This window comes from Glutamicibacter uratoxydans, assembly GCF_006539925.1.
Lineage (GTDB): Bacteria > Actinomycetota > Actinomycetes > Actinomycetales > Micrococcaceae > Glutamicibacter > Glutamicibacter uratoxydans.
This window is the reverse complement of sequence record NZ_BJNY01000004.1, coordinates 1-16614: the sequence shown is the minus strand read 5'-3', so window position 1 is coordinate 16614 and position 16614 is coordinate 1. Positions and strand designations below refer to the sequence as shown.

The 16614-nt window shown below is 66.9% G+C and carries 16 protein-coding genes and 1 tRNA gene; 7 read left to right on the top strand and 10 right to left on the bottom strand.

The genetic code is table 11. The features are described 5' to 3' along the window. Window positions 1–42 precede the first annotated feature (42 nt). The 7 genes from AUR04nite_RS03805 (at window position 43) to AUR04nite_RS03775 (ending at window position 6351) form a co-directional block, all read left to right on the top strand. Window positions 43–113 (top strand) — tRNA-Gly (locus tag AUR04nite_RS03805). Between the two features lie 57 nt (window positions 114–170). Then, on the top strand, window positions 171–1100 hold the full coding sequence (locus AUR04nite_RS03800) for an AEC family transporter (protein ID WP_141362117.1): 930 nt from the start codon (window positions 171–173) through the stop codon (window positions 1098–1100). Between the two features lie 166 nt (window positions 1101–1266). Then, window positions 1267–2079 (top strand): amino acid ABC transporter substrate-binding protein, encoded by an 813-nt coding sequence (locus AUR04nite_RS18085; RefSeq protein ID WP_141362115.1) that lies wholly within the window; start codon window positions 1267–1269, stop codon window positions 2077–2079. Window positions 2080–2154: 75 nt separating this feature from the next. Next, complete coding sequence (locus AUR04nite_RS18080; protein ID WP_141362113.1) at window positions 2155–2820, top strand: amino acid ABC transporter permease; 666 nt, start codon at window positions 2155–2157, stop codon at window positions 2818–2820. After that, window positions 2807–3568, top strand: coding sequence for an amino acid ABC transporter ATP-binding protein (locus AUR04nite_RS03785; RefSeq protein ID WP_141362111.1), 762 nt, complete (start codon window positions 2807–2809; stop codon window positions 3566–3568). Before AUR04nite_RS18080 ends, AUR04nite_RS03785 begins: the two co-directional genes overlap by 14 nt. A gap of 41 nt (window positions 3569–3609) precedes the next feature. Beyond that, on the top strand, window positions 3610–5286 hold the full coding sequence (locus AUR04nite_RS03780) for a helicase HerA-like domain-containing protein (RefSeq protein ID WP_141362109.1): 1677 nt from the start codon (window positions 3610–3612) through the stop codon (window positions 5284–5286). A gap of 48 nt (window positions 5287–5334) precedes the next feature. Beyond that, window positions 5335–6351, top strand: coding sequence for a hypothetical protein (locus AUR04nite_RS03775; protein WP_141362107.1), 1017 nt, complete (start codon window positions 5335–5337; stop codon window positions 6349–6351). Here the strand turns inward: AUR04nite_RS03775 and AUR04nite_RS03770 are convergent. The 10 genes from AUR04nite_RS03770 to AUR04nite_RS03725 all read right to left on the bottom strand — a co-directional run. Further along, on the bottom strand, window positions 6348–7601 hold the full coding sequence (locus AUR04nite_RS03770; protein ID WP_246055353.1) for an MFS transporter: 1254 nt from the start codon (window positions 7599–7601) through the stop codon (window positions 6348–6350). The two genes, AUR04nite_RS03775 and AUR04nite_RS03770, sit on opposite strands and share 4 nt — an antisense overlap. 177 nt (window positions 7602–7778) lie before the next feature. Next, the gene (locus tag AUR04nite_RS03765) at window positions 7779–9686 is read right to left on the bottom strand and encodes an NHL domain-containing thioredoxin family protein (RefSeq protein ID WP_141362105.1); all 1908 of its coding nucleotides are present in this window, start codon (window positions 9684–9686) and stop codon (window positions 7779–7781) included. Window positions 9687–9878: 192 nt separating this feature from the next. Next, window positions 9879–10622, bottom strand: coding sequence for a hypothetical protein (locus AUR04nite_RS03760; RefSeq protein WP_141362103.1), 744 nt, complete (start codon window positions 10620–10622; stop codon window positions 9879–9881). Next, window positions 10615–12681 (bottom strand): cytochrome c oxidase assembly protein, encoded by a 2067-nt coding sequence (locus tag AUR04nite_RS03755; protein WP_141362101.1) that lies wholly within the window; start codon window positions 12679–12681, stop codon window positions 10615–10617. Before AUR04nite_RS03755 ends, AUR04nite_RS03760 begins: the two co-directional genes overlap by 8 nt. Window positions 12682–12788: 107 nt before the next feature. Further along, window positions 12789–13955 carry a Dyp-type peroxidase gene (locus AUR04nite_RS03750; RefSeq protein WP_141362099.1) on the bottom strand — a complete coding sequence of 389 codons (1167 nt, stop codon included), beginning with the start codon at window positions 13953–13955 and terminating at the stop codon, window positions 12789–12791. Beyond that, on the bottom strand, window positions 13948–14520 hold the full coding sequence (locus AUR04nite_RS03745; RefSeq protein WP_141362097.1) for a copper chaperone PCu(A)C: 573 nt from the start codon (window positions 14518–14520) through the stop codon (window positions 13948–13950). Before AUR04nite_RS03745 ends, AUR04nite_RS03750 begins: the two co-directional genes overlap by 8 nt. Before the next feature lie 85 nt (window positions 14521–14605). Further along, on the bottom strand, window positions 14606–15217 hold the full coding sequence (locus tag AUR04nite_RS03740; protein ID WP_141362095.1) for a copper resistance CopC family protein: 612 nt from the start codon (window positions 15215–15217) through the stop codon (window positions 14606–14608). Window positions 15218–15264: 47 nt separating this feature from the next. Beyond that, window positions 15265–15873 (bottom strand): hypothetical protein, encoded by a 609-nt coding sequence (locus AUR04nite_RS03735; protein ID WP_141362093.1) that lies wholly within the window; start codon window positions 15871–15873, stop codon window positions 15265–15267. A 129-nt stretch (window positions 15874–16002) separates the two neighbouring features. Next, a complete protein-coding gene (locus AUR04nite_RS03730) occupies window positions 16003–16287 on the bottom strand; it encodes an HU family DNA-binding protein (RefSeq protein ID WP_141362091.1) in 285 nt (94 codons plus the stop codon). Between the two features lie 227 nt (window positions 16288–16514). Beyond that, window positions 16515–16614: HU family DNA-binding protein (locus AUR04nite_RS03725; RefSeq protein WP_174787855.1), on the bottom strand; the 100-nt coding region annotated here is incomplete at its 5' end.

Below are 16614 nucleotides of genomic sequence, written 5' to 3'. Positions count from 1 at the left end.
GTCTACTGTTTCATTCGTGGCTTGATGAAAATCCGGCCAACTGCGGGCGTAGCTCAATGGTAGAGCGCTAGCTTCCCAAGCTCGATACGCGGGTTCGATTCCCGTCGCCCGCTCGCACCAAGCCGGGGCACCACAAGGTGCCCCGGCTTTTTTCATCGGCAAGGAGGACTATGGGCGGGGTGTTGGAAGGCTTCTCCATCATCTGGGTAGTCATCACCGTGGGCTATTTCGTCGGGCGCACCGGCGTGCTGGGCGACCAGGCCCGCCACGTGCTCAACCGCACCACCTTCTTCGTCGCCAGCCCGGCGCTGCTGTTCACCACCCTGGCTGAATCCGACCCGGTCTCCGTGCTCGGCCCGCTGCTGTGGGTGGCGGCGATCTCCGCTTTCCTCACCGCCGGCGCCTACAACCTGGCCACCGCCCGCTGGCTCAAGCGGGAGCCGGCCGAGCGGATCATGGCCGCCATGGCCGCCTCCACGGTGAACTCCGCCAACCTGGGCCTGCCGATCGCCCTCTACGTGCTGGGCGACATGTCCTATGCCGCGCCGATCATCCTGTTCCAGCTGGCCCTCTACCAGCCGGTGAACCTGGCGATGCTTGACGCCACCACCTCCAAGCACCGCACCACCTTCTTCGCGATGGTCCTTGCCACGCTGAAGAACCCGATGATCATCGGCTCGCTGCTGGGCCTTGTCGTCGCGCTGACCGGGTTCGAGGTGCCCAAGCTGGCGATGGAGCCGATCAACCTGATAGCCGGGGCCTCGATCCCGGCCATGCTGCTGGCCTTCGGCATCTCGCTGGTCGGCTCCAAGCCGCTGGACTCTGCCTCCGGGCGGCGCGCCGATGTGCTGATCGGCACCGCCGCCAAGCTGGTGCTCCATCCGCTGCTCGCTTGGGTGCTCGGCTATTTCGCCTTTGGCCTGGGCGGGCAGATGCTCGCCGCCTGCGTGATCATGGCCGGGCTGCCCACCGCGCAGAACATCTTCGTCACCGCCTCGCGCTATGAGCGCGGCGTCGTCGTCGCCAAGGACACGGTGCTGATGACGACGATCTGCGCCATCCCGCTGATGATGGGCATCGCGTTCCTGCTGGGCATCTAAGCGGTGGCATGCGACACAAGTGTTTCCTTGGATGACATGAAGAGCCCTCCCTGTGGGGCCGCGGACTAAAATTGGGGCAATCCGCTGGAATACCTGGGGCGCCCTGCCGGTTGCACCTTGTACATCCGCGAAGTACAACCATCGAAGTTCATCAAAAGAGGTCACCGTGAAGCGCACCATCTCCCTGCTGGCAACCACCGCCGTCCTAGCCCTGAGCCTCAGCGCCTGCGGCGGCTCGGGCAGCGGCACCGACGCCTCCGCCAAGAGCTCCGAGGGAACCTCGGCGCTGGCCAAGGTCAAGGACTCCGGCGTGCTGACCGTAGGCACCGAGGGCACCTACCGCCCGTTCTCCTACCACGAGGGCTCCGAGCTGACCGGCTACGACGTCGACGTCGTCAAGGCAGTGGGCCAGAAGATGGGCGTGGAGGTCAAGTTCCAGGAAACCCAGTGGGATGCCATCTTTGCGGGCCTGGACGCGGGCCGCTTCGACGTGATCGCCAACGAGGTGGGCATCAACCCGCAGCGCGAAGAGAAGTACCTGTTCTCCGAGCCCTACTCCGTGTCCACCGGCGTGGTGGTGACCAAGAGCGACAACACCGACATCACCTCCTTCGATTCGCTCAAGGGCAAGACCACCGCGCAGTCGCAGACCAGCAACTACTACGAGGAAGCCAAGAAGGCCGGAGCGAACGTCGAGCCTGTCGAGGGCTGGGCCCAGGCTGTCACGCTGCTCAAGCAGGGCCGCGTGGATGCCACCATCAACGACAAGCTGACCTTCCTGGACTCGCAGAAGACCAACCCTGATGACAGCATCAAGATCGCCGCAGAGGCCTCCGAGAAGAGCGAATCGGGCATCGCGATGCGCAAGGACGCCACCGACCTGCAGAAGGCGATCAACGACGCACTTGAGCAGCTGCGCGCCGACGGCGAACTGGCGAAGATCTCCGAGAAGTACTTCGGCGACGACATTTCCAAGTAGCGCACCGCTACTGCGTAGACTGGCACCACACGTGAAACGCGTGGTGCCAGTTTCATTTTGTGCACGAAGGTAGTTATGGATTCGAATTGGCAGTTATTTCTTGATTCGCTCTGGCCGCTGGCCAAGGGCGCAATCACCGCGACCATCCCGCTCTCGCTGATCAGCTTCGCCATCGGCCTGGCGATCGCCTTGCTCATGGCGCTGATGCGCATGAGCGGGAACAAGCTGGTCTCTTCGATCGCGCGGGTCTACATCTCGATCATCCGCGGCACGCCCCTGCTGGTGCAGCTGTTCGTGATCTTCTACGGCATGCCCTCGATCGGCATCACCATCGACCCCTGGCCCAGCGCGATCATCGCCTTCAGCCTGAACATCGGCGGCTACGCGGCGGAGATCATCCGCGCCGCGATCCTCTCGGTGCCCGCCGGGCAGTGGGAGGCCGGCTACACCGTGGGCATGTCGCGAACCCGCACGCTGTTCCGCATCATCCTGCCGCAGGCGGCCCGGGTGTCGGTGCCGCCGCTGTCCAACTCCTTCATCTCCCTGGTGAAGGACACCTCGCTGGCATCGCTGATCCTGGTCACCGAAATGTTCCGCAAGGCCCAGGAGATCACCGCGAGTACCTACGAATTCATGCTGCTCTACCTCACCGCCGCCGGCCTGTACTGGATCATCTGCCTGGTCCTCTCCGGCCTGCAGAACCTCCTTGAAGGAAGGCTTGAAAAATATGTCGCCAAGTAACCTGCTATCGGTCACCGGGCTGCACAAATCCTTCGGCGAGAACCAGGTGCTCAAGGGCATCGACTTCACCGTGCATGCAGGCGAAGTGGTGGCGCTGATCGGGCCTTCGGGCTCCGGCAAGACCACGGCGCTGCGCTGCCTGAACGGGCTGGAAGTCCCGCAGGCAGGCACCGTGGCCTTCAACGGCGGGCCGGAAGTCTCTTTCTCCGCGAAGACCACCGCCAAGCAGGCCCAGGTGCTGCGCCGGCGCTCTGCCATGGTGTTCCAGGGCCACCACCTGTTCCCGCATTTGACAGTGCTGCAGAACGTGACCGTTGGGCCGTTGGAAGTCCAGAAGCGCGAACGCGGCGAGGTCATGGAGCAGGCGGCGAAGCTGCTGGAGCGGGTGGGCCTTTCCGCCAAGGCGGACGCCTACCCCAATTCCCTGTCCGGCGGTCAGCAGCAGCGCGTGGGTATCGTGCGCGCCCTGATGCTCAAGCCCGATCTGCTGCTCTTCGACGAGCCGACCAGCGCTCTGGACCCGGAACTGGTGGGCGAAGTGCTGGTGGTCATCAAGGAACTGGCCCAGGAGGGCTGGTCCATGGTGCTGGTGACCCACGAGCTAGCCTTCGCCCGCGACGTGGCGGACACCGTGGTGTTCATGGACGGCGGCGTGGTGGTGGAGACCGGACCGGCGGCCAAGGTGCTCGGCGCCCCGAGCAACCCACGCACCCAGGGATTTGTGCAGCGGCTGCTGCATCCCTTCTAGACCCCTACCGCGAACCCGGGTGCCGAGCTTAGGCTAGTGCCATGGAATCTGCCCTGCTCACCAGCCTGATTGCTGGATACTCCTTTTCCACGCCCTGCCTTGAGATGGGCGCGGGCATCGTCGACGGGCAGGTCTGCCCCGAAGCGCAGATCCGCGTGCCGCTGGCGATGCTCAACCGCCACGGGCTGGTCGCTGGCGCCACCGGCACCGGCAAGACCGTGACCCTGCAGGTGATGGCCGAACAGCTGGCAGCCGCCGGGGTGCCGGTGTTCCTTGCAGACATCAAGGGCGATTTGTCCGGCCTGGCCCAGCCGGCGGAGCCCAGCGCGAAGCTGGACGAGCGGCTGGCGGCGATCGGGCACACCTTCGCCCCGCGCAGCAACACCGTCGAATTCCTCACCCTGGGCGATGGCAAGGACGGGATCCCGGTGCGCGCCACCGTCGACTCCTTCGGCCCGATCCTGCTCTCCAGGGTCCTTGAGCTGAACGACACCCAGGAGCAGGTGCTGCAGCTGGTCTTCCACTACGCCAACACCCGCAAGCTGCCGCTGGATGACCTGGGCGACCTGAAAGCCGTCTTCGAATTCCTGCTGGACGATGCGGGCAAGGAGGACCTGAAGAACCTGGGCGGGGTGTCCTCCGCCAGCGCCTCGGTGATCCTGCGCGGCATCACGGTGCTGCAGTCCCAGGGCATGGACCCGTTCTTCGGGGTGCCCGAGTTCGACACCGCCGACCTGCTGCGCACCGGGAACGGCGGGGTCATTTCCATCCTGGAGCTGCCGAGCCTGAACCGCCAGCCGCTGCTGTTCTCCACCTTCCTGATGTGGCTGCTGGCCGACCTGTTTGAGGAGCTACCCGAGGCCGGCGACCTAGACAAGCCCAAGCTGGTGTTCTTCCTGGACGAGGCGCACCTGCTGTTCAAGGGCGCTTCCAAGGCCTTCACCGAGGCCATCATCTCCACCGTGCGGCTGATCCGATCCAAGGGCGTGGGCCTGTTCTTCATCTCCCAGTCCCCCGCCGACCTGCCCAACGAGGTGCTGGCCCAGCTGGGCACCCGCATCCAGCATGCGGTGCGCGTGTTCACCCCCAAGGACGCGGCGGCGCTGAAGGACGTGATCGGCACCTTCCCTGCCGGCGAGCTGGACCTGAAAGCGGCGCTGACCGGGGCCGGGGTGGGAGAGGCGGTCATCACCGTGCTCGGCGAAAAGGGCGTGCCCACCCCCGCGGCCTGGACCAGGCTGACCTCGCCGGGGTCGCGGATCGGGCCTGCCGACGCGGAAGTGAGCGCCGGCATCATCGCCGCCTCGCCGCTGGCGGCGCGCTACGGCACCGCGGCGGACAGGGAATCGGCCCGCGAGCTGCTCGCAGCCGCTGACCTGCCCCAAGAGCAAACGGCGGTCTCAGCGCCGGGCGGTGCCGGTGAGACTGCCGGTTCTGCTGGTCCCGCCAGCTCTACTGGTTCAGCGGCCGATGTCGACGAGGAGGCGCGGCGCATCGCCGAGTCGATCCTGGGCAAGCCCACCACGGTGCCCGCCAGCGACTTCCCCACCAACCCGGCTCCCGCCGAGACCCGGGAGGCGCCGCGCCAGGACCCCGCCCCGGCGCCGTCCTCCGCCGGCGGAAATGAGCTGATGGACATGGCGCTGCAGGCGGCGAACATGCTCGGGCGGGAAATGCTGCGCGGCATGTTCGGAACCAGGCGCCGCCGGCGCCGCTAAGCGCCCCGGTTTCAAACTCGGCGCCGAAAACCGCTAGCCTAGAGGGTAATGAACACTGATCGCCACACTCCCGTTCCGCGCCTTGCCCTGCGCTGGGGCCTTGCCGCCGTTCTGCTCATCGCGCTGCTCATCGGCGGCGCCCTAGCCGCGAACCGCGTCCTGTTCTCCCCTGCGCACCTGGTCGTCGACCTGCAGAAGCAGCTGGCCGCGGGCCATGGCGGGCAGGCGCTGGGCCTGCTGCAGGCGCAGGTCCCCAAGGGCGACGCGGTGGCGCTGGACGGCGAGGTGCTGGCCCGCACTCAGGAGGGCATCACCGACTTCACCGCCGATGACACCCAGGTGGACCCGAACGATCCGGACCTGCGTGTGGTGACCGCCCGCTACAAGGCCGGCGGGGTGGACAAGCAGTCGCAGTACACGCTGCGCCACACCGGCAAAACCTGGCTGTTCTTCGACACCTGGGCCTTCGAACCGAGCACCCTGCCCACCGTGCGGATCAAGGCGAACACCGTCAACGAGGTCAGCGTAAACGGCCAGCAGATCCCGCTCAAGGCCGGCGTGAGCACCCTTCCGGTGTTCTACCCCTCGGTGCTCGACGCCAGCTTCAGCACCAAGAACTTCGCCGCCGACACCCGCGGCGTGGTCGTCACCGGCCCCTCTGCGGACCCGGTGCGCATCGCGCTGAAGACCCAGCCCACCAAGGCCTTCATCGCGGCGATCAATTCCAAGGTGAAGAAGTACCTGGACGGCTGTGCCAAACAGCAGGTGCTGATGCCTTCGGGCTGCCCCTTCGCCTACAACACCACCGCGCGCGTTGACTCCTCCAGCATCAGCTGGTCCATCGACAAGTACCCCACCATCGACGTCAGCTACTACAACGGCGCCTGGGTGCTGGCCCCGCTGCAGGTCACCGCGAGCGTGGACCTGGTGGAGCAGGACCTGCGCACCGGCGCCAAGGAAGCCAAGAAGGTCACCGACGAGTTCTCCTTCACCGCGCAGCTGACCACCAGCACCACCGAGGTCTCAGTGGTTCCGGTCTCCGGCGGCGAACAGGTGGCCCACTAGCGCAGGTGCAGCATTTCGCGCATCTGCTCGCGCAGCGGCACCGCGTCATGCCTGAATTTCTGCCAGGCCACCAGCGCGGCGATGCTCGCGCCGAGCGAAAGCAGCGCGCCGATGGACACCGCCACCCGCACCCCCAGCACCTCGGCCAGCCAGCCGATCAGCGGAGAGCCGATCGGGGTGCCGCCCATGACCACCATCAGGTAGAGCGCCAGCACGCGCGCCCGGTACTGCGGCGGCACAGAGGTCTGCACCATGGTGTTGCAGCTGTTCAGGAAGGTCAGCGAGGCCAGGCCCACCGGGATCAGCATGAAGCCGAAGGCCACATAGTTCGGCATCCAGGCGCTGGCCAGCGCTGCAATGCCAAACGCGATGCCGCCGCCGATCACATAGCGCCAGCGCGGGCTTGAGCGCCGCGCGGCCAGCAGCGCGCCGCCAAAGGTGCCCACCGCCATGATGCTGCCCAGGATGCCGAATTCGCCGGGCCCCACCCCGAAGGCCTCGGTGGCCATGATCGCGTTGGTCATCTGGAAGTTCAGCCCGAAGGTGCCGATCACGAAGGCCAGGAAGAAGATCAGCAGCAGATCCCGCCGGTTCTTCACATATCTGATGCCTTCGCGCACCTGGCCGCGTTCGCGCTGGACCGGCTTGGCCGGCTGCAGCTGGTCCTTATGCATGAACACCAGCGAGGAGATCACCGCGATGAATGAGGCGCCGTTGATCAAGAACGCCGGGCCGGTGCCGAAGGCGGCGATCACCGCGCCTGCCACGCCCGGGCCTGCAAGCCGCGCCAGGTTGAAGTTCGCGCTGTTCAGCGCCACCGCATTGGTCAGGTGGGTTCCGGGGACCACCTCGGAGACGAAGGCCTGGCGCGCGGGGGCGTCGAAGGCCGCGCCGCAGCCCAGCAGGGCCGCCAGCACGTACACGTGCCAGAGTTCTGCGGTGCCGGTCACCACCAGCACGCCGAGCAGGATCGCGCACAGCCCCATGAAGCCCTGGGTGAAGATCAGCAGCCGGCGCTTGTTGAAGCGGTCGGCGATCAGCCCCGCATAGGGCCCGAGCAGCAGGATCGGCAGGAACTGCAGGCCGGTGGTGATGCCGGTGGCGGTGCCGTCGTTGTCGGTCAGCACGGTGAGCACCAGCCAGTCCTGGGCCACGCGCTGCATCCAGGTTCCGATATTGGAAACCAGCGCCCCCACCAGCCAGAGTCGGTAGTTTGGTATTTCCAGTGCCCGGAACATTTTCGATGCCATCACTCATTTGCCGGATCCCTCCGGCGCCTCCCGCAACCCAGTCTAGCCCGATGGCTGCAGATTTTGCTGAGGTTTCCTCATATTTCGGCGCACGATGCGGTGCGGGAAGGCGGAGAGGGCGGCGGCGGGGACGGCAAAGGCGCGCCGGAATCATCCGGCGCGCCTTGCTGGCTAGCGCTAGTTCACGCCGCGCAAATCGAGCTGCAGCTCGTCCTCGCCCTCGGCGTCCAGCAGCACCGGGATGCCCCAGTCCTGCTGGTACAGGTGGCAGGCCGCGTGGTCCGGGATCTCGCCGCCCGGCTCCCCGTCGCAGGCAGCGGCGCGCGCGGTAATATGCAGCACGCCCTCGGCGATCTGAGGGTTCAGCTCAAGGGTGCGGGCCAGGCCCGTGGAGGTGCCGCCGCCGGAGAGGATCAGCTCCTCGGGGCTCGCGGAGATCTTCAGCTGGGTCGGATCTCCCCAGCGGTCATCGAGCTTCTGCCCCTTGGGAGCGGCGAAGCGCACCAGGATCTGGTGGCCGCCGGCCTTCACGCGGGTCTTGGGGCGCTGGGTCTGGCTGGCGCCCTCGTCCACCACGAGCGCCTCGGCGGGGATCGGGATGCGCACCAACTGGTGGGTGTTGGTCTCCACCACCAGCAGCACCGGGTCCCCCTCGCCGCTGGCGTCGATGAGCACGTCGGCCGGCTCCTTCAGGCCCTTGGCCAGGGTGGAGACGGTGTTGCTCGACGGATCGAAGCGGCGCACGGCCCCGTTGTAGGAGTCAGCAATTGCGATGGAGCCGTCGGGCAGCACCGCAACGCCCAGCGGGTGCTGCAGGCGCGCCTGGGCGGCATCGCCGTCGCGGAAGCCGAAGTCGAACAAGCCCTCGCCCACCGCGGTGTGCACGGCGACTGCCTGGCCGTCGGCGATCTCGATCCGGCGCAGCGCGCTGGTCTCCGAGTCCGCCACCCACACGTCGTCGCCATCCAGCGCCAGGCCGGAGGGCTGGGCGAACCAGGCGTCCTGCGGCTTGCCGTCGGCCAGGCCCTCCAAGCCGGAGCCTGCGAAGATTTCTACCTCGGTGCTCGCCGGGTCGAACGCGAAGATCTGGTGGGTGCCGGCCATCGCGATGATGACCTTGCCCGAAGGGTGGTAGAGCACATCCCACGGGGAGGAGAGCGAAATGTTCAGCGCGTCGTTCCCCAGCTGGGTCGGCGCGTCGGAGCTGCGGGCGGTGTCGGCATCCAGCAGGCGCTGCACGCCGTTGCCGGCGACGGTGCCGACCTGCCCGGTGGACAGGTTCACCGAGCGCAGGCGGTGGTTCACGGTGTCGGCGACGATCACGTCGTACCCCACCTTGGCCACCAGTTCTTCGGGCAGCAGCGCCAGGCCCTGCAGCTCGTTGAACTGTGCGGTGTCCGCGTCCCCGTCGGCATAGCCCTTCACGCCGGCGCCGATGGTGCGCACCAGTGTGAGATCGGCGGCGAGCTCCACCAGGCGGTGGTGGCCGGAATCGCCGACCAGGAAGTTGCCGTTGGCCAGCGCGATCGCCTTGCCCGGGAAGCGCAGGTCTCCCTCGCGCGGCTCGGGGGCCACATAGGGGCCGTCGCCGCGGTGCAGGGTGCCCTTGGCCTCGTGCTCTGCGACCAGTTCCTCGATCAGCGAGCCCAGGCCCTGGGCGTGGCCCTCGCCGGAGAGGTGGGCGACGATGTAGCCCTCGGGATCCAGCACCACCAAGGTCGGCCAGGCGCGCGCGCCATAGGCTTGCCAGGTCACCAGCTCCGGGTCGTCCAGCACCGGGTGGTGGATTTCGTAGCGCTCCACCGCCGCGGCCAGCGCCTCCGGGTCCGCCTCGTGCTCGAACTTCGGCGAATGCACGCCCACGGTGACCAGCACATCGGAGTACTGCTGCTCCAGCGGGCGCAGCTCGTCGAGCACGTGCAGGCAGTTGATGCAGCAGAAGGTCCAAAAATCGAGGATGACAATCTTGCCGCGCAGCGCTTCAAGATCCAGCTGCTGCCCGCCGGTATTCAGCCAGTTGCGGCCCAGCAGCTCGCTGGCGCGCACCTTGTAGTTGGCTCGCAGGGAATCGGACGTGGCGCTCATGGGCATCCTTTCGCAGGTGGTTCACGTTAATTATCCGCCACCGCGGCGGCAGGGGTTCAAGCGTGTTAAGCAAGGTTGAGCCGTTGCGGGCGAGATCCTTCTCACCTGTGCAACCAGCCGCGGCGCCGGGCTATTCCGCCGGGCTCGCCTACCGGGCTGGTCCACCGCACTGAACGCCGACTACATAGCCCGCTACTTCACCTGCGTCAAGGCCGCATCAAGGATGCTGGTGGCCACCTGATTGAACTTGGCGTCGTTGATCGGCGCGGCGGAGACGAAGGAGACCATGGCCGCGTAGTCCTTGGTGGAGCTGATCAGCACCAGCGAATCCTGCGGGTACTGCCCGTTGCGGGTGTAGTAGAGCGAGGAGTCAGCCTTCTCCACCGCGGGGTCGGAGAACTTCAGGTCCTCGGAGTAGTCCAGCCCGTTGATCTTCACGCCGGAGCAGTCGGACAGGATCTTTGCCACGTTCTTGTTGTGCGCGGCCACCGCGGCGCGGTCGGCGTCGCTATCCAGTTTGGCCACCTCGATGGAGCCGGTGATGTTCTGCGCCTCATTGGTGAAGTCGGTGCGGGCCGCCTGCGTGCCAAGCTGCACCGGCGACCAGTTCAGGTCGTCGATCGTCCCCTGGCAGGCGCCGGGCAGAACCACGATGTCCTTCAGCGCGTCGGGCTTTTTGGCCAGGTCCTTCAGGTCCTGCCCGGTGATCCGCGCGGAGTTCGGGAAGCCGAGCTTGGCGGCCATCACTGCCCCGGCGGTGGTAGCCACCTCGGCAGGGCTCATGTCCGCCGGGTCGGTTTCCTGCGCGCTGGGCGAGGCGCTGGCGGCCTTCTGGTGGGTGGAGTCCTGCGGCATCTGCCCGGAATCCCCGGCGGCGGAGCAGGAGGCCAGGGCGAGGACCGAAAGCAGGGCGAAGGCTGCGATTTTCTTAGGCACGGTCGTCCATTTTCTTGTAGCGGGCGAACATTTCGTTGTAGGCGGCCAGTTCGGCGTCGTTGTCGCGCTCGGCCTGGCGGTCGTAGCGCTTGGTGTCCTTCTTGTCCTGGCGCAGCCAGGAGACGGCCACGCCGATGGCCAGCGCCAGGGTCGGCACCTCGCCGATGGCCCACATGATGCCGGCGCCCACCTCCTGGTCTTCGATGGCCGAACCGCCCCAGGTGCGGCCCATGTTGCCGAAGTAGTCCGGGGCCAGCAGCACCGTGGTGCTCATCAGCGCCACGCCGAAGAAGGCGTGGAAGGCGACGGTGGCCAGCAGCACCAGCAGCCGCATCGGGTACGGGTAGCGCTTGGGGACCGGGTCCGCGTCGATCAGCGAGAGCGCGAAGAGGTAGCCGGTGAGCAGGAAGTGCAGGTTCATCAGCTCGTGGCCCGCGTGGTAGAGCATCGCCGGTTCAAGCACCGGGGTGAAGTAGAAGATGACGATGGAGCCGGCGAAGTTCAGCGCGGCGAAGATCGGGTGCGTGATGACCTTCGAGTAGCGCGAATGCACCAGGTAGAGGATCCATTCGCGCGGGCCGCGAGTGCCGTCGGCGCGCGATGGCAGCACCTGCAGCAGCAGCGTCACCGGGGTGCCGAGCACCAGGAACAGCGGCACGATCATGGTCAGCGACATGTGGTCGACCATGTGCGTGGAGAACTGCACCTTGCCGTAGACCGCCACCGCGCCGCTGGTCACGTAGAACAGCGCAATGAGGCCGATGATCCAGCTGGCCAGGCGCAGCCCGCTGGGCTTGTCCCCGCGGCGGCGCAGCGTGATGAACGCCCACAGGTAGAAGGCCAGGCCCAGCAGGCACACCGCCACCCAGATCCAGTCCATCCGCCACACGGTGAACCAGCTGGAGGCAGTGGGGGCTTCAGGCAGCTCGTAGCCGGTGAGCAGGCGGGCCGGGGTGGCGGTGGCAGGGGCCTCGTCGGAGGTCGGCGGCGCGGTGCGGGCCAGCACCACCGCCAGGGACATCACCGCGCCCATCAGCATGATTTCGCCGACGACCACGCGCCAGGCGGCCTTCAGCGCGGAGTACTGCCCCGCCAGCAGCTTCGGGATCACCCAGCGGCGGTGCGCCAGGCCCAGGGCGCCAAGGCCCAGTGTCAGCACCGCCTTGGCGATCACCAGCGCGCCGTAGGGCGAGAGCAGCTGGCCCCATTCGGTCACGCGGATCACCGCGCTGGCCACGCCGGAGCCGATCATCAGGAACACCGCCACGGTGGCCAGGGCGGAGAAGCGCTTGAGCACCACGCCGGCCAGCACCTGGCCGCGTTGCCGCCCCGGCGCCTCGACGCCCAGCTTCGGCGCCAGCAGGGCGAGCATCAGGATGCCGCCGAACCAGATCACCACCGCCAGCAGGTGCAGGGCGATGGAGTTCACCGCGGCGAAGTGGTCATCGCCCCCCGAAGCGTGGCCGATGAATGCCAGCGGCACAATGCCGAAGAAGGAGAAGAACGCGGTCAGGCCCACCGCGGTCTTCCCGCGCACCGCCAGCGCCAGCGAAGCGGTGATCGCGGCGATGGCCACCATCCAGGCCCAGGCCCGTCCGGTGGTGATCCCGATGATGTAGTCCAGGATCGCCACGGAGTATTCGGGCTTGAGGTTGATCGGGGTGCCTGCCAGGTCCCAGAAGGTCAGCAGCAGCACCGCGGCGGCGGCCAACGTCCACACCACGCCGGCGGCCGCGGCGATGTTCATGCTCCGGGTGAACACCGGGTGGTCGGCGGCCTCGTTGTCCCCGGCGTGCCGCGTCACCTTGGAGGCGCGCGGCACGATCACCGCGGCGAAGAGCAGCGCGGCGATGGTCAGCGACATCGCTGTGTGGTGGATGGCCCGGGAGATCGGCAGCGCCCAGCGCACGAACGCGCCGGGATCGGCCAACAGGGTCGGCGCGGTGATCCCGGTGAACAGGACCGCGCCGAGGAATGCAAGCACCATGGTGAAGATTCCGGGCAGGATGAATCGGGTGACTGGGGGCGCTAGCTCGCGCGGTGCAGTTTCTGTGGCCATAGCCCTTCCATCTTCTCACTTGCCTGCCCGGCGGTTCCTGCCGGCGCGTGGTTGGTGTGCGGTTTTAGGCAGGTTCGGCGGTGCATCTCACACCGCCGAACCCGCTTCTAGTCCAGCAGCTGCTGGCCCAGGTACATGCCCGGCTCGATCCCCGGCAGCACCGCGTAGAGCGCGGAGCCGACGGGCGTCAGCCACTGGTTCAGCGCATCGGCCGCCGCCAGCCGCCGCTGCACCGGGATGAAGCTGGTGCGCGCATCGCGCTGGTAGCTGGCGAACAGCAGTCCGGATCGCTCCCCGTCGACGAAGTTGTAGCCGCGCCGGTGGATCACCTCGTCCCCGCTGCCCGGCCGGGCCAGCGCCACATGGGCGTTCGCACCGATCTTCGGCAGCCCCAGCTCGTTGGCCGCGTCCAGGTCCACCGGGTCTGCGACGCTGGTCCCGGACAGCGGCGAGCCGTCCTTCTGCCGGCGGCCCAGGGCGAAGTCGCGCCCGGAGACCGCCAGCTCGTCCCAGGCGTCCAGGTCCATCTCGAAGCGGCGCAGCGCCAGGGTGGTGCCGTTGCTGATCCAGCTCGGGTTCTCCTGCGTGCCGAACACCGCCAGCTCACGGGTATCGCCGGCAGGGTTGTTGATCCCGTCCAGCTGGCCGAACAGGTTGCGGAAGGCCCCCGACGCCGGCTGGATGAACCCGCGCTGGGTGAACACGTGCTTGGCCAGCCCGCGCAGGTTCTTGCCCACCGCGCGCACCGCGTGGGCCAGCACCGTGGGGTCGTTCGAGCAGAACTGCACCAGCAGGTCGCTCTGCCCGTAGCGCTCATCCAGCTTGTCGCCGGCGAACTCGGGCATGCTCCCCACAGCATTCTTGCCCGCCCCGACCTGGTCGAGCAGGCGCTGGCCCAGCCCCACCGTCAGCGTCAGCTGCGCCGGGTCCGCGGCCATTTCAGCTTCGGTGTCAGCCAGCACGCCGCGCCCGGAGGCCAGGCGCTGCGCGTCGTCGGTGAGCATCCGCAGCAGCGCGCGCAGCTGCTCCTTCTTGCCGCCCTCGCCCCAGATGACATCCCAGCCGACGAACTGCGCGTGCAGCTGCGCCTCGTCCAGGATGCCTGCCTGGTAGCGGCCGTAGAACTGCCGGGTTCCGCCCTGCTGTCCCTCCGGCTGCCCGGTCTGGCCCGCATCTGCTGCAGCGGGAGCCGCACCGAAGCCGGCGAGCATCCCGCCCAGGGCCGCCATGGCCGAACCGCCGATGACGCTGCGCCGGCTCGGTGCGCTACCCATCGTGCTTCATCTTCGAGTGGTCCATTTTCGAGTGGTCCATCGTGTGCTCCGGCTTCTGCCCGCCATGCTCGTAATTCTCGTTGGCGCCGCTGAAGTTGCGGATCTCGAAGTCCGCCGCGGCGCTGGAGCCGTCGGCGAAGGTGAAGGTCAGGCTCGTGCGCTGGGCCGCGGCCAAGGGCTGCTTCAGGTCCATGAACATCAGGTGCGATCCCCCGGGTTCAAGCACCGCGTCCTGCCCTGGCTCGATCGTCAGCCCGCCGTCCATCTGTTTCATGCTCGCCTGCGCGCCGGTGCCGACGGTTTCGTGCAGCTGGATCTCGTTGCCTGCGGCGTCGCTGACGCCGGTGATCTCGATGGCCTGGCTTCCGGCGTTGTGCAGCGTGCCGAAGCCCGCGCTCATCCCGTCCTTGGCCGCCTTGGCCCAGGTGTCGCTGGCCTGCAGGGCCTGTGCCTGGGTTTCATGCTGCGCGGCAGGCGTTTGGGCCGCCGGATCCGGTGTGGCGGAGCAGCCGGCCAGCAGCAGTCCCAGTCCCAGCAGCGCGGCAGTGGTTTTCGTGGTTTTCATTGGTTACTCAAGCTTTCACGTGGCATGTGCCGATGCCAGTTTTTGGGCGCGCGGATGCACCCAAGGCATCGGCGGGAAGGGGAATCTACTTCTTGTTGTTGCGGGCGAAGTTCACCAGCACGGCCACCAGGCCGCCGGCTACCACCACGGCGATGATGATCCACACGATCGGGTTCACGCCGGCGCCCAGATTCTGCACTGGTGCCTGCGCGGGCGCCTCGGAAGGCGCATCTGACGGCGTTTCGGACGCGGCATCGCTTGCTGCCGGGCTTGAGACCGGCGTTTGGCTGGCCTCGGCGCTCGGCGAGGCGGCCGGGGCGTCCACGGTGAAGGCGATGGAGTCCTCCACCGGGTGCCCGTCGGAGGAGATCACGCGCACGGCCAGGGTGTAGTCGCCGTTGGCGAGTTTTTCCTCCGGCACGACGGTGACGGTGTTGCCCTTGGTGGTGGCGGTGGCGTCCAGCTTCTTGCCCTCGCTGCTCAGCGCCGCCACGGTGGAATCGGCGCCTGGCAGCTTCTGCAGCTCGGCGGAGAAGGTCATCGTCAGCTCCTTCGGCGAGGTGGCGACGGTGGCCCCGTTCTTCGGCGAGGAGCCGGTGAGCACGTCGTGGGCGTTGGCGGCCACGGCGCCGAAGCTTGCCAGCAGTGCGATGCTTGCCCCGGCGGCCAGGCGCTGGGTCATGGTGCGGATGTTCATGGTGTTTCCTTGTCTACGCCGGTCCCGGCGTCGTTCTTCAAATATTTCTAGGCGGGAAGAACGAAAGAGGGCGGCCCGCGCAGCACCGGGAGGCGTTCAAGCTGCGCCAGCTTGAGTTGAAAACGCAGCGGGAAGTACCCGGGAAGCTCGCGCACCGCCGGAGCGGGAACACGCAGGAACAGGAGAATGGCGCGGGCCGCGCCCACGGTGATGATCGACCGTAGCAGCGCCAGAAGCCTTTCGGCCCCGTAGAGGACGACGACGCTGGCGGCTGCCGCCACCACGTGCGCCCAGAGCATGGATTCGCTTTGCACATTCGCGTACTGCGAGTTGATCTGCCCCGACAGGTCCACCGGAGGGTTGTGCCCGGCGTGCTCCATCGAGCTGATCGCCCCGCTGCCGCCGTGGCCCATGACTGACATCGACAGGTGGTACAGCCCCTGGCTGATCAGCACCACCACGCTGGTGGCCCACAGCGAAAACTTGCGGCCCAGCATCGCCATGGCAATCACCGCAGAAACACAGGTGATCAGCGCCATGACAACAAGGGACATCGTCGTCGGCGCCGCATGCGCGTGCGCGGCGAAGGCCGTCCAGGTGCACACCAAGGCCGCGAGCCAACCGCGCATGACGCGGATTGCCGGGTTCTTATGCACGAAAGTTCCTTTGCCGATGACGACGGGCGTGCAAGCGCACGGCCACGCCTGATTCTACGCGAAGTAGAAGAAACGCTCAAAAAACAAGGGCCCGGTCCACAATGGACCAGGCCCCTGAATCAAGCAAGCTTACTTCTTGGCGACAGCGGCCTTCAGCTTCGAACCAGCGGTCAGCTTCACCGAGTGGCCAGCAGGAATCTGGATAGCTTCGCCGGTCTGCGGGTTGCGGCCGGTGCGGGCAGCACGATCGGTGCGCTCAACAGCCAACCAGCCTGGGATCGAAACCTTCTCGCCCTGCGAGATGTTCTCGACGAACACGTCGAACAGCGCATCCAGAACACCGTTGACGGCAACCTGGGAGTTTTCGGTCTTCGCTGCAACGGCAGCAACAAGTTCGCTACGGTTCATAGCCAATGTTTGTCCTCCTGGACTAGAGATCCAAGGCCCACAACAGACCCCGAACGCCGCACGGTCGCGCGGACTTATCAGTGACGAACATATCAAACCTTGAGACGCTAAAAGCCCAAAAACAGCGGAATCTCCGGGAATTTTTCAACAATTCTCAAATTTCTGCGCCCAAAGGTAGTGATTTTGGGGTTAAAACAGCCCGCCGCCCGTTCCCAGGCGGCGGGCTGGAAAGCCTACTTCTTGGCGACAGCGGCCTTCAGCTTCGAACCAGCGGTCAGCTTCACCGAGTGGCCAGCAGGAATCTGGATAGCTTCGCCGGTCTGCGGGTTGCGG

Coding starts and splice junctions, on each gene's coding strand:
- AUR04nite_RS03800 (WP_141362117.1), top strand. CDS start 171: ATGGGCGGGGTGTTGGAAGGCTTCTCCATCATCTGGGTAGTCATCACC.
- AUR04nite_RS18080 (WP_141362113.1), top strand. CDS start 2,155: ATGGATTCGAATTGGCAGTTATTTCTTGATTCGCTCTGGCCGCTGGCC.
- AUR04nite_RS03785 (WP_141362111.1), top strand. CDS start 2,807: ATGTCGCCAAGTAACCTGCTATCGGTCACCGGGCTGCACAAATCCTTC.
- AUR04nite_RS03780 (WP_141362109.1), top strand. CDS start 3,610: ATGGAATCTGCCCTGCTCACCAGCCTGATTGCTGGATACTCCTTTTCC.
- AUR04nite_RS03775 (WP_141362107.1), top strand. CDS start 5,335: ATGAACACTGATCGCCACACTCCCGTTCCGCGCCTTGCCCTGCGCTGG.
- AUR04nite_RS03770 (WP_246055353.1), bottom strand. CDS start 7,601: ATGGCATCGAAAATGTTCCGGGCACTGGAAATACCAAACTACCGACTC.
- AUR04nite_RS03765 (WP_141362105.1), bottom strand. CDS start 9,686: ATGAGCGCCACGTCCGATTCCCTGCGAGCCAACTACAAGGTGCGCGCC.
- AUR04nite_RS03755 (WP_141362101.1), bottom strand. CDS start 12,681: ATGGCCACAGAAACTGCACCGCGCGAGCTAGCGCCCCCAGTCACCCGA.
- AUR04nite_RS03750 (WP_141362099.1), bottom strand. CDS start 13,955: ATGGGTAGCGCACCGAGCCGGCGCAGCGTCATCGGCGGTTCGGCCATG.
- AUR04nite_RS03745 (WP_141362097.1), bottom strand. CDS start 14,520: ATGAAAACCACGAAAACCACTGCCGCGCTGCTGGGACTGGGACTGCTG.
- AUR04nite_RS03740 (WP_141362095.1), bottom strand. CDS start 15,217: ATGAACATCCGCACCATGACCCAGCGCCTGGCCGCCGGGGCAAGCATC.